This window comes from Mycobacterium sp. NGS57, assembly GCF_059812405.1.
Genome location: NZ_JCALCP010000021.1, coordinates 1 through 15,062, shown reverse-complemented (window position 1 = coordinate 15,062; position 15,062 = coordinate 1). Strand labels below are relative to the sequence as shown.

The following is a 15,062-nucleotide window of genomic DNA, read 5'->3' as shown; positions in this document are numbered from 1 at the left end:
GCATGACCGCCGCGCCGATCGATGCACGCGCCTTCCGGCAGGTGCTGGGTCAGTTCTGCACCGGGATCACCATCATCACCACCGTCCACGACGACGTCCCGATCGGCTTTGCCTGCCAGTCCTTTGCGGCACTGTCCCTGGATCCGCCGCTGGTGCTGTTCTGCCCCACCAGGGTCTCGCGGTCCTGGAAGGCCATCGAGGCCAGCGGCCGGTTCTGCGTCAACGTGCTGACCGAGGAGCAGCAGGACGTGTCGGCGCGATTCGGGTCCAAGGAGCCGGACAAGTTCGCCGGCATCGACTGGCACCCTTCGGAATTGGGGTCACCGATCATCGACCGGTCGTTGGCCTACATCGACTGCACGGTGGCCTCGGTACACGAGGGTGGGGATCACTTCGTGGTGTTCGGCGCGGTCCACTCGCTGGCCGAATCAGTTTCGAAGGCCCCCCACATCAAGCCGCGGCCGCTGCTGTTCTATCGCGGCGACTACACCGGCATCGAACCCGACAAGACGACGCCGGCGCAGTGGCGCGACGACCTGGAAGCCTTCCTCACCACGACCACCCAGGACACCTGGCTGTAGACCGGAATCGACGCCGCGCGCGGCGCGATGTTTGGCGACCGCGAAATTCGGCAACGCAGGTTGTCATGCGCGATGGCGAGTCCTGCCCTGGACCAGCGCCGTGTTTGATGGCGAACGTCGCTTGAAAACCGTTGTGAGACACCGGCTTCGTGGGGCATACGGATGTCTCTCCGCGCAGCAGCCGGGATGGCCCGTTGAGGGGACGGGCCATCCCGGCTGACTCAGCGACCCATCAGGTGGACGCTCCGCGATGTGGTTGCTCGAGGTTTTCGCCGTCGTTCACCGGCTCCTCTGAGGTGCCATCGGGCGCCTCATGTTTCGCGGCGTGGGGATCGAGGCGGTCGGCGCGGTCCCAGTGTTCCTGGAGTCCTTCGCGTGAGGTGGCGACCTCATCTTGCTGGGTCGCCGCGCGGTCCAGCAGCCTGGCGGCCTCGGCGGCCTTGGCCTCGGCCTCGGCCTGGGCGGCCCGCCCCTTTGCGGCCGTCTCGTCGGCCAGCGCCTGGCGCCGTTCGATTCTGGCCGTCGCCACCTGGGCCTGCTCCCGAATCTCTTCGGCCTGCCGCTGGCGGCGCCGGCGCGTCGCCCTGGTCACCGCGATGATCACGGCGGCAATCAGCAGGACCGCCACCACTGCGGCGATCACGATCCAAACGATGTTCGTGTTCATGCGACCCGGATTGCCCGTATTCGACAGATATAAAACAGGCCGGAACTTCAGTGCCCGTAAGTTGCCTCGGTGTTCGCGTCCTGGAACATCTCCGAGACGATCAGCCAGGACCCGTCGTCCTGCCGTTGCAGCGCGCGCAACGAGAAGTTGTCACGATCGAGCGTTCCGCCGCCGACGAGCCCCTGGCCCTTCACCCGCAGGTGTGCCGATACCAGGACCACTTCCGGCGTCAGCACGCGAAAGCTCGTCTCCGGCGGGCCGGCCAGTTCGCCGCGGCTGAAATTGTCATCTGCGAACAGCCCGGTGAGGTAGCCGACGATGTCGTCGCGTCCGCGTCTGACTGTCCCGAAGGCGTTGACCCAGTCGGCGTCGTCGGAATACACGGCGCCCAGGGCGGTGGCGTCCCGCTCGTCGAACGCCTTCAGCAACGTGAGCAGCGTCTTGCCGATCGCTTCCTGATCCGCGGTTGGCAGGTCCGAAATATCGGTCGGCATGGGGGAAGAGTAGCCGTCGGGACACAATGGCCGTATGACGCTGGATCTGAACGAGTACTTCGACCGCATCGACTTCCGCGGCCCGGCCGCGCCGACCCTGGAGGTACTACGGGATCTGGTGACCGCGCACACGCAGACGATCCCGTTCGAGAACCTCGATCCGGTCATGGGAGTTCCGGTCGACGACCTGGGTCCAGAGGCGCTGGCGGACAAGCTGATTCGCCGGCGCCGGGGCGGCTATTGCTACGAGCAGAACGGGCTGATGGGCTACGCGCTGGGCGAAATCGGCTTCCGGGTGCGGCGCTTGGCCGGGCGGGTCATCTGGATGCGCCCGCCCGATGCGCCGTTCCCGGCGCAGACGCACACCGTGCTGGCGGTGACTTTTCCCGGATCGGAGGGGTCCTTTCTCGTCGACGTGGGCTTCGGTGGCCAGACGCCGACGTCGCCCCTGCGCATCGAGATCGGCAGCGTCCAGCAAACGAGCCACGAGCCGTACCGGCTCGAGGACCGCCGCGACGGGCTGGTCCTGCAGGCCCAGATCCGTGGCGACTGGGTGCCGCTCTACGAGTTCACCACGCGCACCCAGCCGCAGATCGATCTGCAGGTGGGCAGCTGGTTCGTCTCCACCCACCCCTCGTCGGGCTTCGTGACCGGCCTGATGGCCGCGCTGGTCGCCGACGACGCCCGGTTGAACCTGGCCGGGCGCAACCTGACCGTCCACCGCAGCGACGGCAGCGAGAAACTCCGCCTGGACGACGCGGCCGCGATCGTCGACACCTTGGGCGGACGGTTCGGGATCAACGTCGCCGAGGCCGGCGAGCGCGGCGCGCTCGAAGCCCGCCTCGACGCGATCCTGGCCGCTCAGAGCGAGGGTGCGGTGTGATCGTCCCCCGGCCGGCCGCCGATAGTGATGACCGACATATACCCCTAAATGCGTCAATCTGTAAGTCTGCCTATTAATCTGTCCCATCGTGAGCCGGGATCACAGCCTAACCAGCGTTGCCAGGAGCATCGTCGTGCCCGAGGGCACGACGATGACGTCGAATTTCGACGAAAACAGGCGCCAGCTGGGCGACGCTCCGGCCTACCGCTTCCTCGACTACTCGCAGGAACAGGACGGGCGGCTCAGCGAGCTGAGCTGGAATGAGCTGTGGTCGCGGGTCTGCGCCGTCGGCGCGCGCCTGCAGCAGGTCACCAAGCCCGGCGACCGGGTGGCGATCCTGGCGCCCCAGGGCCTCGACTACGTGGCAGCCTTCTTCGGCGCCGTCCACGCGGGCAACGTGGCGATTCCGCTCTTTGCGCCGACGCTGGCGGGGCACGGCGAGCGGTTGGCGGCGGTACTGGCCGACGGCCGGCCTTCGGTCGTCCTGACCACCACCGGCGCGGCCGAGTCGGTTCGGACGTTCATCCGGACGCTGGCCCCCAATGAGCGGCCGCGGATGTTGGCGGTGGATGCGATCCCCGCGACGCTCGGTGCGATGTTCACCGACGTGGTCCGCGACACCGACGATCTGGCCTATCTGCAGTACACCTCGGGTTCGACGCGCACGCCGGCCGGCGTCGAGATCACCCATCGCGCCGTCTACACCAACGCGATGCAGATGATCGTGCACGGCGGGCTGGACACCAACGTTCAGTGTGTGAGCTGGCTGCCGCTGTATCACGACATGGGATTGATGATGATCGTGTTCACCGCATTCTTCGGGGCGCACGTCACGCTGATGGATCCCATGGCCTTCCTGCGTCGGCCCTACCGGTGGATCAAACAACTCGGCATTGCGGCGCAGCGCGGCCGGACCATGGCGGCCGCGCCGAACTTCGCCTTCGAATTGACGGCCCAGCGGGGCGTTCCGCCGGCGGGGCCGGAAGCTGAAGCCCTCGACCTCGGCAACGTCGTCTGCCTGCTCAACGGCTCGGAGCCGGTGACGATGTCTGCCATCGAGCAGTTCACGCACGCGTTCGCCCCGTATGGCCTGCCCGCGTCGGTGGTCAAGCCGTCCTACGGGATGGCCGAGGCGACGCTGTCGGTCGCCAGCATCGCCCACGACGCCGCCGCCAGCGCCATCTACCTCGACCGCGAACAGCTCGGGGAGGGCCGCGCCGTGGTGGTCGCGCCGACGGCACCGGGTGCGGTCACCCATGTCTCCTGCGGCCAGCCGATCGTCGATCAATGGGCGGTGATCGCCGATCCCGACGGCGCGGAGGTGCCCGACTGCACCGTCGGCGAAATCTGGCTGCACGGCGAAAACGTCGGCCGCGGATACTTCGGTCGCGAGGACGAATCCCGACGGGTCTTCGGTAACAAGTTGCAGTCCCGCCTCGACCGTGGCAGCCATGCCGAGGGTGCCCCGGACAACGGAAGCTGGCTTGCCACCGGGGATCTCGGCGTCTACGTCGACGGCGAGCTGTACCTGACGGGGCGCATCAAGGACCTCATCATCATCGATGGCCGCAACCACTACCCGCACGACATCGAGACGACCGTCAGCGAGGCCTCCAGCGCGATCCGGTCGGGCTATGTCGCCGCGTTTTCCGTTCCCGCCGAGGCGGTTTCGGCAAGTGGCGGTTCCGGCGAGCAGGTGGTCGTCGTCGCCGAACGCGCCGCCGGCGCGGCCCGAGCCGAGCTGGGCGCGATCGCCGACACCGTGCGCGCGGCGATCTCGCGGCAGCACCAGGTCCGCGTCGCCGATGTGCGCCTGGTGGCCGCAGGGGCCATCCCCCGCACGACGAGCGGCAAACTGGCGCGCAGCGCCTGCCGGGCCGAATATCTCGCCGGGCGGTTCAACCGCTGACCGGCAGCCAGGGCCCGATGCGGCGCAGCGCCTCCTCGACGTCGGCCGTGGGCCCGGCGAACGACAGCCGGACGAACGAGCCGCCGCGCGCGGTGTCGAAGTCGACGCCCGGTGCGATCGCGACCCCGGTGTCGGCCAACAGCTTTGAGCAGAACCCCAGCGAATCGCCGGTGTACTCCGATACGTCGGCGTAGACGTAGAACGCGCCGTCGGTGGGCGCCAGGCGATCGATACCGATCCGGCGCAGGCCGTCGAGCAGCAGAGACCGGTTGGCCGCGTAGTGTTGCAGGTTGCCGTCGGCCTCGGCGGTGGCCTCGGGGGTGAACGCCGCGACCGCCGCGACCTGCGACAGCACCGGCGGGCAGATGGTGAAGTTACCGGTCAGGCAGTCCACCGCCCGGCGCAGCTCGGGGGGCACCAGCAGCCAGCCCAGCCGCCAGCCCGTCATCGCGTAGTACTTCGAAAAGCTGTTGACCACCACCGCATCTCGCGACGTCTGCCAGGCGCAGCTGGTCTGCGGGGCCCCGTCGTAGACCAGGCCGTGGTAGACCTCGTCGCTGATCAGTCGCACCCCGGAGGCTTCGCACCACGACGCGATCGCGGCCAATTCGGCCGGCGGGATGACCGTCCCGGTGGGATTGGCGGGGCTGGCGACGATCACGCCCCGCACCGGCGGGTCGAGGTCGGCGAGTAGTTGCGCGGTGGGCTGGAAGCGGGTTTCCGGTCCGCACGCGATGTCCACCACTTCGCATCCCAGCGCCGACAGGATGTTTCGATAGCAGGGGTAGCCGGGGCTGGCCAGCGCCACCCGGTCGCCGACGTCGAAGCAAGCCAGGAAGGCCAGCAGGAACCCGCCCGAGGAGCCGGTGGTCACGACGACCGCGTCGGGCTCCACGTCGATTCCGTGTTTGCGTGCGTAGTCCGCCGCGATCGCCGCGCGCAGCTCGGGAATGCCCAGCGCCACGGTGTAACCGAGTTGGTTGCCGTGCAGTGCGGCGGCCGCCGCGGCGCGCACCGGCTCCGGGGCGCCCACGCTGGGCTGGCCGGCCGAGAGGTTCACCAGGTCGCCGTGGCTGCGCTGGCGCTCGGCGGCGGCCAGCCAGACATCCATCACGTGGAACGGCGGGATGCCGGCGCGCAGGGCGACGCGGTCGGTCACGTCGGCAGTACTTCGGATTCCAGTTGGCGCAACAGCTCTCGCGACGATCCGAGCAGCTGGGCGCTGCCGTGTGCGCGTTTGAAATACAGATGCATGTCGTGTTCCCACGTGATCGCGATGCCGCCGTGCAGCTGGATCCCCTCGGCGGCAACGGTTTGCAGCGCGTCGGTGGCCGCCAGTCGCGCGGTGGCCGCGTTGGTGGGGCCGGGGTCCTCGCACGCCTCGGACACGACGGCCTTGGCCGCGGCAACCGCGACGTAGAGGTCGGCCATCCGATGCTTGAGCGCCTGGAAACTGCCGATCGGGCGGCCGAATTGCACCCGGCTCTTGGTGTATTCGACGGTCAGCTCCAGGCAGCGTTCAGCGGCGCCGATCTGTTCGGCCGCGAGCAGGATGGCCGCGGTGTCCGCGATCCCGGGGTCGGCGCCGATCGGTTCGCTCGCCTCGGTCCGCACCCGGGCCAGGCGGCGGGTCGGGTCCATGGTCGCAACGGGCTCGGCGCTGAAGCGGGTGCACCGGCTCAATTCGCCGCCGTCGGACGCCACGATGACGTCGACGATGTCCCCGTTGACCACGTAGTCGGGGTCGAGGACCAGCGCGCCGATCGAGGTGCCCTCGGCAAGGCCGGCCAGCGTATCGGCGTCCGGATCGGGTGCGGTGAGCAGCGCCAGCTCCGCCAGCGTCGTACCCAGCAGGGGCGAGGGCACCAGGGCGCGGCCCAGCTCCTGCAAAACCGTTGCCGCGTCGGCCAATTCGCCGCCCGCGCCGCCCAGCTCCTCGGGGATCACCAGCGCGGCGGCGCCGACCTGCTCACACAGCAGGCGCCACAGCGACTCGTCGTAGCCGAGGTCGGATTCCATTGCCGCGCGCACCGCCGCGGGGTTCGCGTGCTTGGCCACCAGGGCGGCGACGGTCTCGCGCAGCAGCTCCCGTTCTTCACTCACAACGCCTCCAGCACCCGTCGCCGATGAACTTCCGGTGTGCCCCAGGCCGAGCGTAGTGCCTGCACCCGCAGCAGCCACAGGGACAGGTCGTGCTCCTGGGTGAACCCGATCGCGCCGTGGGTCTGCAGCGAGGCCCGCGCCGCCGACAGCGCGGCGTCGGACGCCGCCGCCTTCGCCGCGCCGACGTCGCGCGGGTCCAGTGTGAGCGCGGCGCCGTACACCAGGGGGCGCGCCAGCTCGATCGCGATGTGCACGTCGGCGAGCTTGTGCTTGATCGCCTGATACGAGCCGATCACCCGGCCGAATTGGCTGCGTTGCTTGGCGTACTCGACGGCGCCGTTCAGCAGCGCCTCGGCCGCGCCCACCGACTGTGCGGCGGTGGCCAGCGCCCCGAATTCGAAGGCGCGCTTGATGTCCGCCTGCCACGCGTCGCCGGTTGCGGTCACGTCGTAGAGGCGGCGGCTGGGGTCGACGGACGCGTGCTCGTCGCCCACCCGGCCCTCGGTGACGGCGCCCTCGGCGGCCAGCAGCACCAGCCCGGCGGTGTCGCCGTCGACGGCGCGCGGGACGTGCGGCGGCAGCGCGGCCGTGGCGATGAGCTCACCGGACGCCAGCGCGCCGCAGCGTTCGTCGTCAGCGAGCAGAACCGGTGCCACGGCAATCGATTCGGCCACCGGACCCGGCACGCACCAGCGCCCGAGCCGTTCCAGGGCGACCACCAGGTCGACGGGGTCGGCGCCGATGCCGTCGAACTTCTCCGGCACGGCCAGCGCGGTGACGCCCAGGTTGGCCAGCTGTTCCCACACCTTGCGCCCGGGCGCGGTGTCGCCCGCCGCCCAGGCCCGCACCGCGCCGGGCAGGTCGGCGACGGAAAGCGCCGCGTCGATGCTGGCGGCGAAGTCGCGCTGTTGTTCGTCGACTGCAAATTCCACGGTTACTTCTTCTCTCTGGGCAGCCCCAGCAGCCGCTCCGAGATGATGTTGCGCTGAATTTCGTTGGTGCCGGCATAGATCGGGCCGCCCAGGGCGAACAGCAGGCCCTCGGTCCACGGGCCGGTGAGCTCGCCGTCGGCGGCGAGGACGTCCAGCGCGGTCTGGTGTATCGCCACGTCGAGGTCGGACCAGAACACTTTGGTCACCGACGATTCGGCCCCCAGTTCGCCACCGGCGGCCAGCCTGGTCACGGTGCCGAAGGTCTGCAGGCGGTAGGCCTGCGCCTTGATCCACGCGTCGGCGACCCGGTCGGCGAACGCCTCGGGGGAGCCGCGGTCCTTCCACAGCGTCACCAGGCGTTCGGCGGCCGCCAGGAACCGGGCCGGGCTGCGCAGCGACATGCCGCGCTCGTTGCTCGACGTGCTCATGGCCGCCCGCCAGCCGTCGTTCGGGGTGCCGATCACGTCCTCGTCGGGAACGAAGACGTCGTCGAGGAAGATCTCGCCGAAGCCGGTGTCGCCGCCGAGCTGGACGATGGGCCGCACGGTGACGCCGGTGGTCTTCAGGTCGAACATGAAGTACGTCAGGCCGTGATGCCGCTCGGCCTCGGGGTCGGATCGGAACAGCCCGAACCCCATCTCGGCGAACGGCGCGCGCGAGCTCCAGATCTTCTGTCCGTTGAGCAGCCAGCCACCGTCGGTCCTGGTGGCGGTGGACCGCAGCGACGCCAGGTCGCTGCCGGATTCGGGTTCCGACCAGGCCTGGGCCCAGATCTGTTCGCCGCTGGCCATTTTCGGCAGGATCCGGTCCAGCTGCTCGTCGGTGCCGTGCGCGAACAGCGTCGGGGCCAGCATGGAGGTTCCGTTGGCGCTGGCCCGCCCCGGTGCCCCGGCGCGAAAGTACTCCTCCTCGAACACCACCCAGTGCAGCAGAGGCGCGTCCCGGCCGCCGTATTTCTCCGGCCAGGTGATCACCGACAGGCCGGCGTCGAACAGGACCCTGTCCCAATGCCGGTGCTGGGCAAAGCCTTCGGCGTTGTCGTAGGACTTCGTCGGGATCGACTCGGCGTTCTCGGTCAGGAATTGGCGGACTTCGTCCTGGAAGGCCAGGGTGCCTTCGTCTAGTTGCAGGTCCATCAGGTCAGCTCTCGCAGTTGTGGTTTGACCACCTTGCCGCCCGGGTTGCGCGGCAACGCGTCGACGAACCGCACCGAGCGCGGTGCCTTGAAGTTCGCCAAATGCTCACGGGTGTAAGCGATCACGGATTGCTCGTCGAGGGTCGAACCGGGCCGGGTCACCACGAACGCGCGGCCCACCTCGCCCAGCCGTTCGTCGGGGACCCCGATCACCGCGGCGTCGGCCACCCCGTCCATCCGGGCCAGCACCTGCTCGACCTCGGCCGGGTAGACGTTGAAGCCGCCGCAGATGTACATGTCCTTGAGCCGGTCGGTGATGCGCAGGTTGCCCGCCTCGTCGACGACGCCGACGTCGCCGGTGTGCAGCCAGCCGTCGGGGTCGATGGCCGCGACGGTCGCGTCCGGATCGTCCAGATAGCCCAGCATCACGTTGGGTCCGCGCAGCAGCACTTCGCCGGTGTCGTGGATGCGCAGTTCGAAGTCGGCGAACGGGCGCCCGCAGGTGGTGGCGACGGTGACGGCGTCGTCGTCGGCGCGGCACATGGTGCCCATGCCGTTGGCCTCGGTCAGCCCGTAGGCCGTCAGCACGATGTCGATGTCGAGCTCGGATTGCATGCGCTCGACCAACACGACCGGCACGGTCGCCGCGCCGGTCACCGCGAACCGCAGCGAGCTCAGGTCGTAGTCGCGCCGGGCCGGGTGGTCCAGCAGGGTCTGGTAAATCGTTGGCGGACCGGGCAATACGGTGATGCGGTGTCGCTCGATCGCCTGCAGCGTGCGCAGCGGGTCGAACGTCAGGTGCGGGATCAACGTGGCGCCGGTCTGCAGGCACGCCAGGATGCCGGCCTTGTAGCCGAAGTTGTGGAAGAAGGGGTTGATGCACAGGTAGCGGTCGTCGCTGGTGATCTTGCCGTTGGCCGCCCACGACGCCGACGCCGACAGCGATTGCCGGTGCGCGCACAACACGCCCTTGCTGCGGCCGGTGGTGCCGGAGGTGAACAGGATGTCGCTGACGTCGTCGGGCGCGACGGCGGCGGCGCGCGCTCGGACTTCGTCGCCGTCGCTGCCCTGGACGATGAACTCGTCCCAGGTCCCGTCGTTGGCCTCGATCGGGATCCGCACGACGTGCCGCAGCCCCGGCAGTGCGGCCCGATCCAGGTCCGCGACGCGGTCGTTGCCGAGGAATCGGCCCATGCCGAACAGGACCGGCGCGCCGGTGCGGGCCAGGATGTCGGCGGCCTCCTCGGCGGTGTAGCGGGTGTTCAGCGGCACCATCGCCGCGCCGGCGTGGTGGATCGCGAGGCAGGCCACCACCCAGTGCCAGGTGTTGGGGGACCAGATCGCCACCCTGTCCTTCGGCCGCACGCCCAGCGCGATGAGCGCGGCCGCCGCCCGGTGCACCTCGTCGCGCAGCTCTGCCGAGGTGAAGGTCCGCTCGCCGGTGATCAGCGCGTCGTGGTCGGGCAGCCGGCGTGACAGGCGATCCAGCGCCGCGGGCACGGTGCGGGGATCGCTGGACACGGGAACTCCTACCTGGATTGCCCGCTTCCTCCGCACGCCGCTGCGCGGCGCGCATCGTCACCGAGCTGACAAAGCAAGTGCTTGGTAGGTTAGCCTACAGGGCATGCAGGACGTCGAGGAGTTCCGGGCGGAGGTCCGCGGTTGGCTCGCCGACAATCTCGCCGGCGAATTCGCGTCCCTCAAGGGCCTGGGCGGGCCGGGGCGCGAGCACGAGGCGTTCGAGGAGCGGCTGGCGTGGAACCGGCACCTCGCGGCGGCCGGGCTGACGTGTCTGGGATGGCCGGTCGAGCATGGCGGGCGCGGGCTTTCGACCGCGCACCGGGTGGCGTTCTACGAGGAGTACGCCAAGGCCGACGCGCCGGACAAGGTCAATCACTTCGGCGAGGAGTTGCTGGGCCCGACGCTGATCGCCTTCGGCACCCCCGAGCAGCAGCAGCGTTTCTTGCCGCGCATCCTCGACGTCACCGAACTGTGGTGCCAGGGATATTCCGAACCCGGCGCCGGAAGCGACCTGGCCAACGTGTCGACCACCGCCGAAATCGACGGCGACCAATGGGTGATCAACGGCCAGAAGGTGTGGACCTCGCTGGCGCACCTGTCGCAGTGGTGCTTCGTGGTCGCGCGCACCGAGAAGGGCTCCAAGCGGCATGCCGGGCTGTCGTATCTGCTGGTGCCGCTGGACCAGCCCGGCGTGCAGGTGCGCCCGATCGTCCAGATAACCGGGACCGCGGAGTTCAACGAGGTGTTCTTCGACGACGCCCGCACCGACGCCGCGCTGGTGGTCGGCGAGCCCGGCGACGGCTGGCGCGTCGCCATGGGAACGCTGACCTTCGAGCGCGGGGTGTCCACGCTCGGGCAGCAAATCCGCTATGCCCGTGAGCTTTCCAACCTGGCCGTCCTCGCGCAGCGCAACGGCGCCGCCGACGACCCCGTCATCCGCGAGCGCCTGACGCGGGCGTGGGTCGGTCTGCGGGCGATGCGTTCGTACGCCCTGGCCACCATGGATGTCGAGCAGCCGGGGCAGGACAACGTGTCGAAGTTGTTGTGGGCCAACTGGCATCGCGACCTGGGGGAGCTGGCGATGGACGTGATCGGCAAGCCGTCGATGGCGTTGTCCGACGGCGAGTTCGACGAGTGGCAGCGGCTGTTCCTGTTCACCCGCGCCGACACCATCTACGGCGGGTCCAACGAGATCCAGCGCAACATCATCGCCGAGCGGGTGCTCGGCCTGCCCCGAGAGGTTAAAGGATGAGTTTGGCCGATTCTCCGAAAGAGGTTGCCGGACACGGGCTTCTGCAGGGCAAAGTCGTCATCGTCACCGCCGCCGCCGGCACCGGCATCGGTTCGGCGACCGCCCGGCGCGCCCTGGCCGAGGGAGCCGACGTGATGGTCTCCGACCACCACGAGCGGCGGCTGGGGGAGACCGCCGGCGAGCTGTCCGCGCTGGGGCTGGGCCGCGTCGAGAAGGCCGTGTGCGACGTGACGTCCACCGCGCAGATCGACGCCCTGATCGACTCGACCACCGCGCGCTTCGGACGCATCGACGTGCTGGTGAACAACGCCGGGCTGGGCGGGCAGACGCCGGTGGTCGACATGACCGACGAGGAGTGGGACCGCGTCCTGGACGTGACGCTGACCTCCGTGTTCCGCGCCACCCGCGCGGCGCTGCGCTACTTCCGCGAGGCCTCCCACGGCGGCGTCATCGTCAACAACGCCAGCGTCCTGGGCTGGCGCGCCCAGCACTCGCAGTCCCACTATGCCGCCGCCAAGGCGGGTGTGATGGCGCTGACCCGTTGCAGCGCAATCGAAGCCGTCGACTACGGCGTGCGGATCAACGCGGTCTCGCCCAGCATCGCGCGGCACAAGTTCCTGGACAAGACGACCTCGACCGATTTGCTCGACCGACTCTCGGCCGGTGAGGCGTTCGGCCGTGCCGCCGAGCCGTGGGAAATCGCGTCCACCATCGCGTTTTTGGCCAGCGACTACTCGAGTTACCTGACCGGAGAAGTGATCTCGGTATCCAGCCAGCACCCGTGAGCGTTAAGGCAGCATCCGGCTGAGGTTGAACAACCCGGACGCGGTGGTGCTCGTGTTGAACAGGCCCGAGGCGTAACCGCTTGTGCCGAACAGGAAAACGATGGGACTGTCCGGGATGATGTGGTTCCCGATGCCGGAGACCTGCCAGTTGGCGAAGTCGCCGCCGCTGACGGTGTTGAAGAATCCCGACACGGAGCCGTTGAAGCCGGTCCCGCCGCTGGCGGCGTTGTAGAAACCCGAGACGTCCTGACCGACGTTGCCGATGCCCGACTGGAACAGGCCCGAATCGGTGGTGAAACCGGTGCCGGTATTCACGTCGCCCGAATTCCAGAAGCCGGTGTTGACGAAGCCGGAGTTCCCGTTGCCGGTGTTGACGTTGCCCGAATTCCAGTCGCCCGTGTTGTTCTGGCCCGCGTTGCCGAAGCCGGTGTTCTGGGCGCCGGAGTTCCCGAACCCGGTGTTGGACTGCCAGGTGTTTCCGAGACCGGTGTTGCCGATGCCCGAGTTGCCGAAGCCGACGTTGTTGCTGCCAGAGTTACCGAAGCCGAAGTCGTTGAGGTGGCCGTTCGTCAGCGTGTTGGCGCCCGTGTTGAAGATGCCGACGTTGCCGGTGCCGGAGTTGAAGAACCCGATGTTGTTGGTGCCGGAGTTCCCGAAGCCGATATTGCCGGTGCCCGAGTTCAGGCCCCCGAGGTGGAACTGGTTGGTCGTCTGGTCGAAGTAGAGGTCACCGATACCGATCTTGTTGTTGCCGGTGAGGCCGAAGCCGATGTCGTTGTTGCCGGTGTTGCCTCCGCCGATGTTGCCGATGCCGAAGTTGCCGCCGCCGTAGTTCCCCTTGCCGGTGTTGCCGAAGCCGAAATTGCTTGTGCCGGTATTGCCCGTGCCCACGTTCTGACCCGTGGTGGCGGTGGTGCCCCAGTTTCCGAATCCGATGTTGCCCGCGCCGATGTTGCCGCCGCCGACGTTGTAGTCGCCGGTGTTGCCGCTGCCGAAGTTGTTGTTGCCGGCGTTGCCGCCGCCGAGGTTGCCGCTGCCGGTGTTGCCGTTGCCGACGTTGGCGCTGCCGGTGTTGCCGCCGCCGATGTTGCCGGTGCCGTTCTTGTTGCCCAGACCGATATTCGGCAGGTTCTGCAGCAGCTGGGCAAACGGGTTCAACTGGGCGGCGGCGGCCGCCGCCCCGGCGTGATAGCTCGTCATCGCCTGGACGTCGGCGGCCCACATCTCTTCGTACTGGGCTTCGGCGGCCGCGATCGCCGGGCCGGCCAGGCCGAGGAAGTTCGAGCGCACCAGTTGCACGAACGCGTTGCGGTTGGCCTCGATCAGCAGCGGGTGCACCGTGGTCTGCAGGGCCGTCTCGAAGGAACCGGCCACCGCCTGGGCCTGCGCGGCCGCCCCGGCCGCCTGTTCTGAGGCTGTGCTCAGCCAGCCCGCATACGGGATGGCCGCGGCCGCCATCGCCTGCGACGCCGCCCCCTGCCAGCCTTGGCCGGCCAGCCCTGAAGTCACCGAGGCAAACGACTGTGCGGCCGAACCCAACTCATCGGCCAACCCGTTCCAGGCCGCCGCGGCCTGCAACATCGGCGCCGGACCCGCGCCACTGAACATCAACAGGGAATTGATTTCCGGTGGAAGCATCGGAAAATTGACCACAACAAACCTCCCAACTTGTAGACCGCCACCGGGGGAACCGACGGCCCCCCACGGCTGGGACGGGGCGGTAATGGATCAAATGCTACAAGGAGGCCGTGGCAAACATCGAGCTTTCGTCAACTGCGCCTACAGCCGGCCGATGTTGAAAAGACCGGCGATGCCCGTCCCGATGTTGAACAAGCCCGAATTGAAGGCGCTGTAATAGCCGATCGGCTGACCCAAGGCGGCCTGTGTGACGGCAGTATTCAAGAAACCCGACATGCCTCCGTTAGTGATCGAGGCGCCGGAGGCGAGGTTGGAGATGCCCGAGACGTATATGTTGTTGACGCCGCCCCTGGCTGTGTTGAAGAAGCCGGACATCATATCGCCCGTGTTGCCGTAGCCGGAGTTACCGCTCCCCACGTTGTTGAAGCCCGAGTTGGTCATGCCCGTGTCGGTGGTGGATCCCACTCCCGTGTTCACGCTGCCCGCGTTCCACAGCCCCGTGTTGCTGTGGCCCGAATTTCCGTTGCCCGTGTTGGAATCGCCGGCGTTCCCGAAACCCGTGTTGGCTTGGCCCGCGTTGCCGTTGCCCGTGTTGTAGCTGCCCGAGTTTCCGAAGCCTGTGTTCGCCCCACCGGTGTTCCCGACGCCGGAGTTGAGGGTCCCCGAGTTCCCGAATCCGAAGTCGCCGGCGCCTGAGTTCCCGATGCCGAAATTGTTGTGGTTGCCCGGGAGCAGTCCGAAATTGGTTCCGGAATTGAGGATGCCGACGTTGCCGCTGCCCGAGTTGAAGAAGCCGATGTTGTTGGTGCCGGAGTTCCCGAAGCCGATGTTGCCGCTGCCCGAATTCAGCCCCCCGAGGTGGAATTGGCCGGTCGACCGGTCGTAGTAGGTGCCGCCGATGCCCGTCTGATTGTTACCGGTCAATCCCACGCCCCAGTTGTTGTTGCCGCTGTTACCCGCCCCGATGTTTCCGATCCCGGTGTTCCCGCCGCCATAGTTCCCGTTGCCGTAGTTCCCGAAGCCGAAGTTGTTGTTGCCGGTGTTACCCATGCCCACGTTGTTGTTGCCGGGCATGGCCACGGTCTCCGCCAGGCCGATGTTTCCGAAACCGATGTTCCCGTTGCCGAGGTTTCCCGAGCCAACGTTGGAGTTGCCGGTGTTC

The 15,062-nt window shown here is 68.3% G+C and carries 13 protein-coding genes and 1 pseudogene; 5 read left to right on the top strand and 9 right to left on the bottom strand.

The annotated features are described in order from the left end of the window. Positions 1 to 2 precede the first annotated feature (2 nt). Positions 3 to 581, top strand: a complete 579-nt coding sequence (hsaB, locus tag AC5Y43_RS24585) for a 3-hydroxy-9,10-secoandrosta-1,3,5(10)-triene-9,17-dione monooxygenase reductase subunit (RefSeq protein ID WP_499977110.1) — start codon at positions 3 to 5, stop codon at positions 579 to 581. Between the two features lie 232 nt (positions 582 to 813). Here the strand turns inward: hsaB and AC5Y43_RS24580 are convergent, their stop codons facing one another. Together AC5Y43_RS24580 and AC5Y43_RS24575 are read right to left on the bottom strand one after the other, a co-directional pair. Beyond that, on the bottom strand, positions 814 to 1,224 hold the full coding sequence (locus AC5Y43_RS24580) for a hypothetical protein (protein ID WP_499977107.1): 411 nt from the start codon (positions 1,222 to 1,224) through the stop codon (positions 814 to 816). A 71-nt stretch (positions 1,225 to 1,295) separates the two neighbouring features. Next, positions 1,296 to 1,742, bottom strand: coding sequence for a YybH family protein (locus tag AC5Y43_RS24575; RefSeq protein ID WP_499977103.1), 447 nt, complete (start codon positions 1,740 to 1,742; stop codon positions 1,296 to 1,298). A 34-nt stretch (positions 1,743 to 1,776) separates the two neighbouring features. Here AC5Y43_RS24575 and AC5Y43_RS24570 point away from each other — a divergent pair, with 34 nt between their 5' ends. Together AC5Y43_RS24570 and AC5Y43_RS24565 are read left to right on the top strand one after the other, a co-directional pair. After that, the gene (locus tag AC5Y43_RS24570; protein WP_499977100.1) at positions 1,777 to 2,625 is read left to right on the top strand and encodes an arylamine N-acetyltransferase family protein; all 849 of its coding nucleotides are present in this window, start codon (positions 1,777 to 1,779) and stop codon (positions 2,623 to 2,625) included. Between the two features lie 127 nt (positions 2,626 to 2,752). Then, positions 2,753 to 4,534, top strand: a complete 1,782-nt coding sequence (locus AC5Y43_RS24565) for a fatty acyl-AMP ligase (RefSeq protein WP_499977181.1) — start codon at positions 2,753 to 2,755, stop codon at positions 4,532 to 4,534. Here the strand turns inward: AC5Y43_RS24565 and AC5Y43_RS24560 are convergent. From AC5Y43_RS24560 to fadD3, 5 genes are read right to left on the bottom strand one after another with little or no spacing between them, the layout of a single operon-like run. Further along, positions 4,524 to 5,693: a pyridoxal phosphate-dependent aminotransferase gene (locus tag AC5Y43_RS24560; protein ID WP_499977098.1), complete on the bottom strand. Its 1,170-nt coding sequence runs from the start codon at positions 5,691 to 5,693 to the stop codon at positions 4,524 to 4,526. The genes AC5Y43_RS24565 and AC5Y43_RS24560 overlap by 11 nt on opposite strands. Continuing rightward, entirely contained in the window at positions 5,690 to 6,637 is a 948-nt protein-coding gene (gene ipdE2 / locus AC5Y43_RS24555; RefSeq protein ID WP_499977096.1) for an acyl-CoA dehydrogenase IpdE2, read from the bottom strand. Before ipdE2 ends, AC5Y43_RS24560 begins: the two co-directional genes overlap by 4 nt. Next, a complete protein-coding gene (locus AC5Y43_RS24550; RefSeq protein ID WP_499977094.1) occupies positions 6,634 to 7,569 on the bottom strand; it encodes an acyl-CoA dehydrogenase family protein in 936 nt (311 codons plus the stop codon). Before AC5Y43_RS24550 ends, ipdE2 begins: the two co-directional genes overlap by 4 nt. A gap of 2 nt (positions 7,570 to 7,571) precedes the next feature. Continuing rightward, a complete protein-coding gene (locus tag AC5Y43_RS24545) occupies positions 7,572 to 8,705 on the bottom strand; it encodes an acyl-CoA dehydrogenase family protein (RefSeq protein WP_499977091.1) in 1,134 nt (377 codons plus the stop codon). After that, positions 8,705 to 10,225 (bottom strand): 3-((3aS,4S,7aS)-7a-methyl-1,5-dioxo-octahydro-1H-inden-4-yl)propanoate--CoA ligase FadD3, encoded by a 1,521-nt coding sequence (fadD3, locus tag AC5Y43_RS24540; protein WP_499977087.1) that lies wholly within the window; start codon positions 10,223 to 10,225, stop codon positions 8,705 to 8,707. Before fadD3 ends, AC5Y43_RS24545 begins: the two co-directional genes overlap by 1 nt. Positions 10,226 to 10,328: 103 nt before the next feature. Here fadD3 and ipdE1 point away from each other — a divergent pair, with 103 nt between their 5' ends. Both ipdE1 and ipdF read left to right on the top strand, forming a co-directional pair. Continuing rightward, a complete protein-coding gene (ipdE1, locus tag AC5Y43_RS24535) occupies positions 10,329 to 11,477 on the top strand; it encodes an acyl-CoA dehydrogenase IpdE1 (protein WP_499977084.1) in 1,149 nt (382 codons plus the stop codon). After that, the gene (gene ipdF, locus AC5Y43_RS24530; RefSeq protein WP_499977081.1) at positions 11,474 to 12,262 is read left to right on the top strand and encodes a (5R,7aS)-5-hydroxy-7a-methyl-1-oxo-2,3,5,6,7,7a-hexahydro-1H-indene-carboxyl-CoA reductase; all 789 of its coding nucleotides are present in this window, start codon (positions 11,474 to 11,476) and stop codon (positions 12,260 to 12,262) included. The genes ipdE1 and ipdF overlap by 4 nt, the downstream gene beginning before the upstream one ends. A 3-nt stretch (positions 12,263 to 12,265) precedes the next feature. Here ipdF and AC5Y43_RS24525 read toward each other — a convergent pair whose 3' ends face one another. After that, positions 12,266 to 13,915: a PPE domain-containing protein gene (locus AC5Y43_RS24525; protein WP_499977080.1), complete on the bottom strand. Its 1,650-nt coding sequence runs from the start codon at positions 13,913 to 13,915 to the stop codon at positions 12,266 to 12,268. Between the two features lie 126 nt (positions 13,916 to 14,041). Then, positions 14,042 to 15,062 (bottom strand): annotated as a pseudogene (locus AC5Y43_RS24520) (hypothetical protein); the annotation flags it as partial.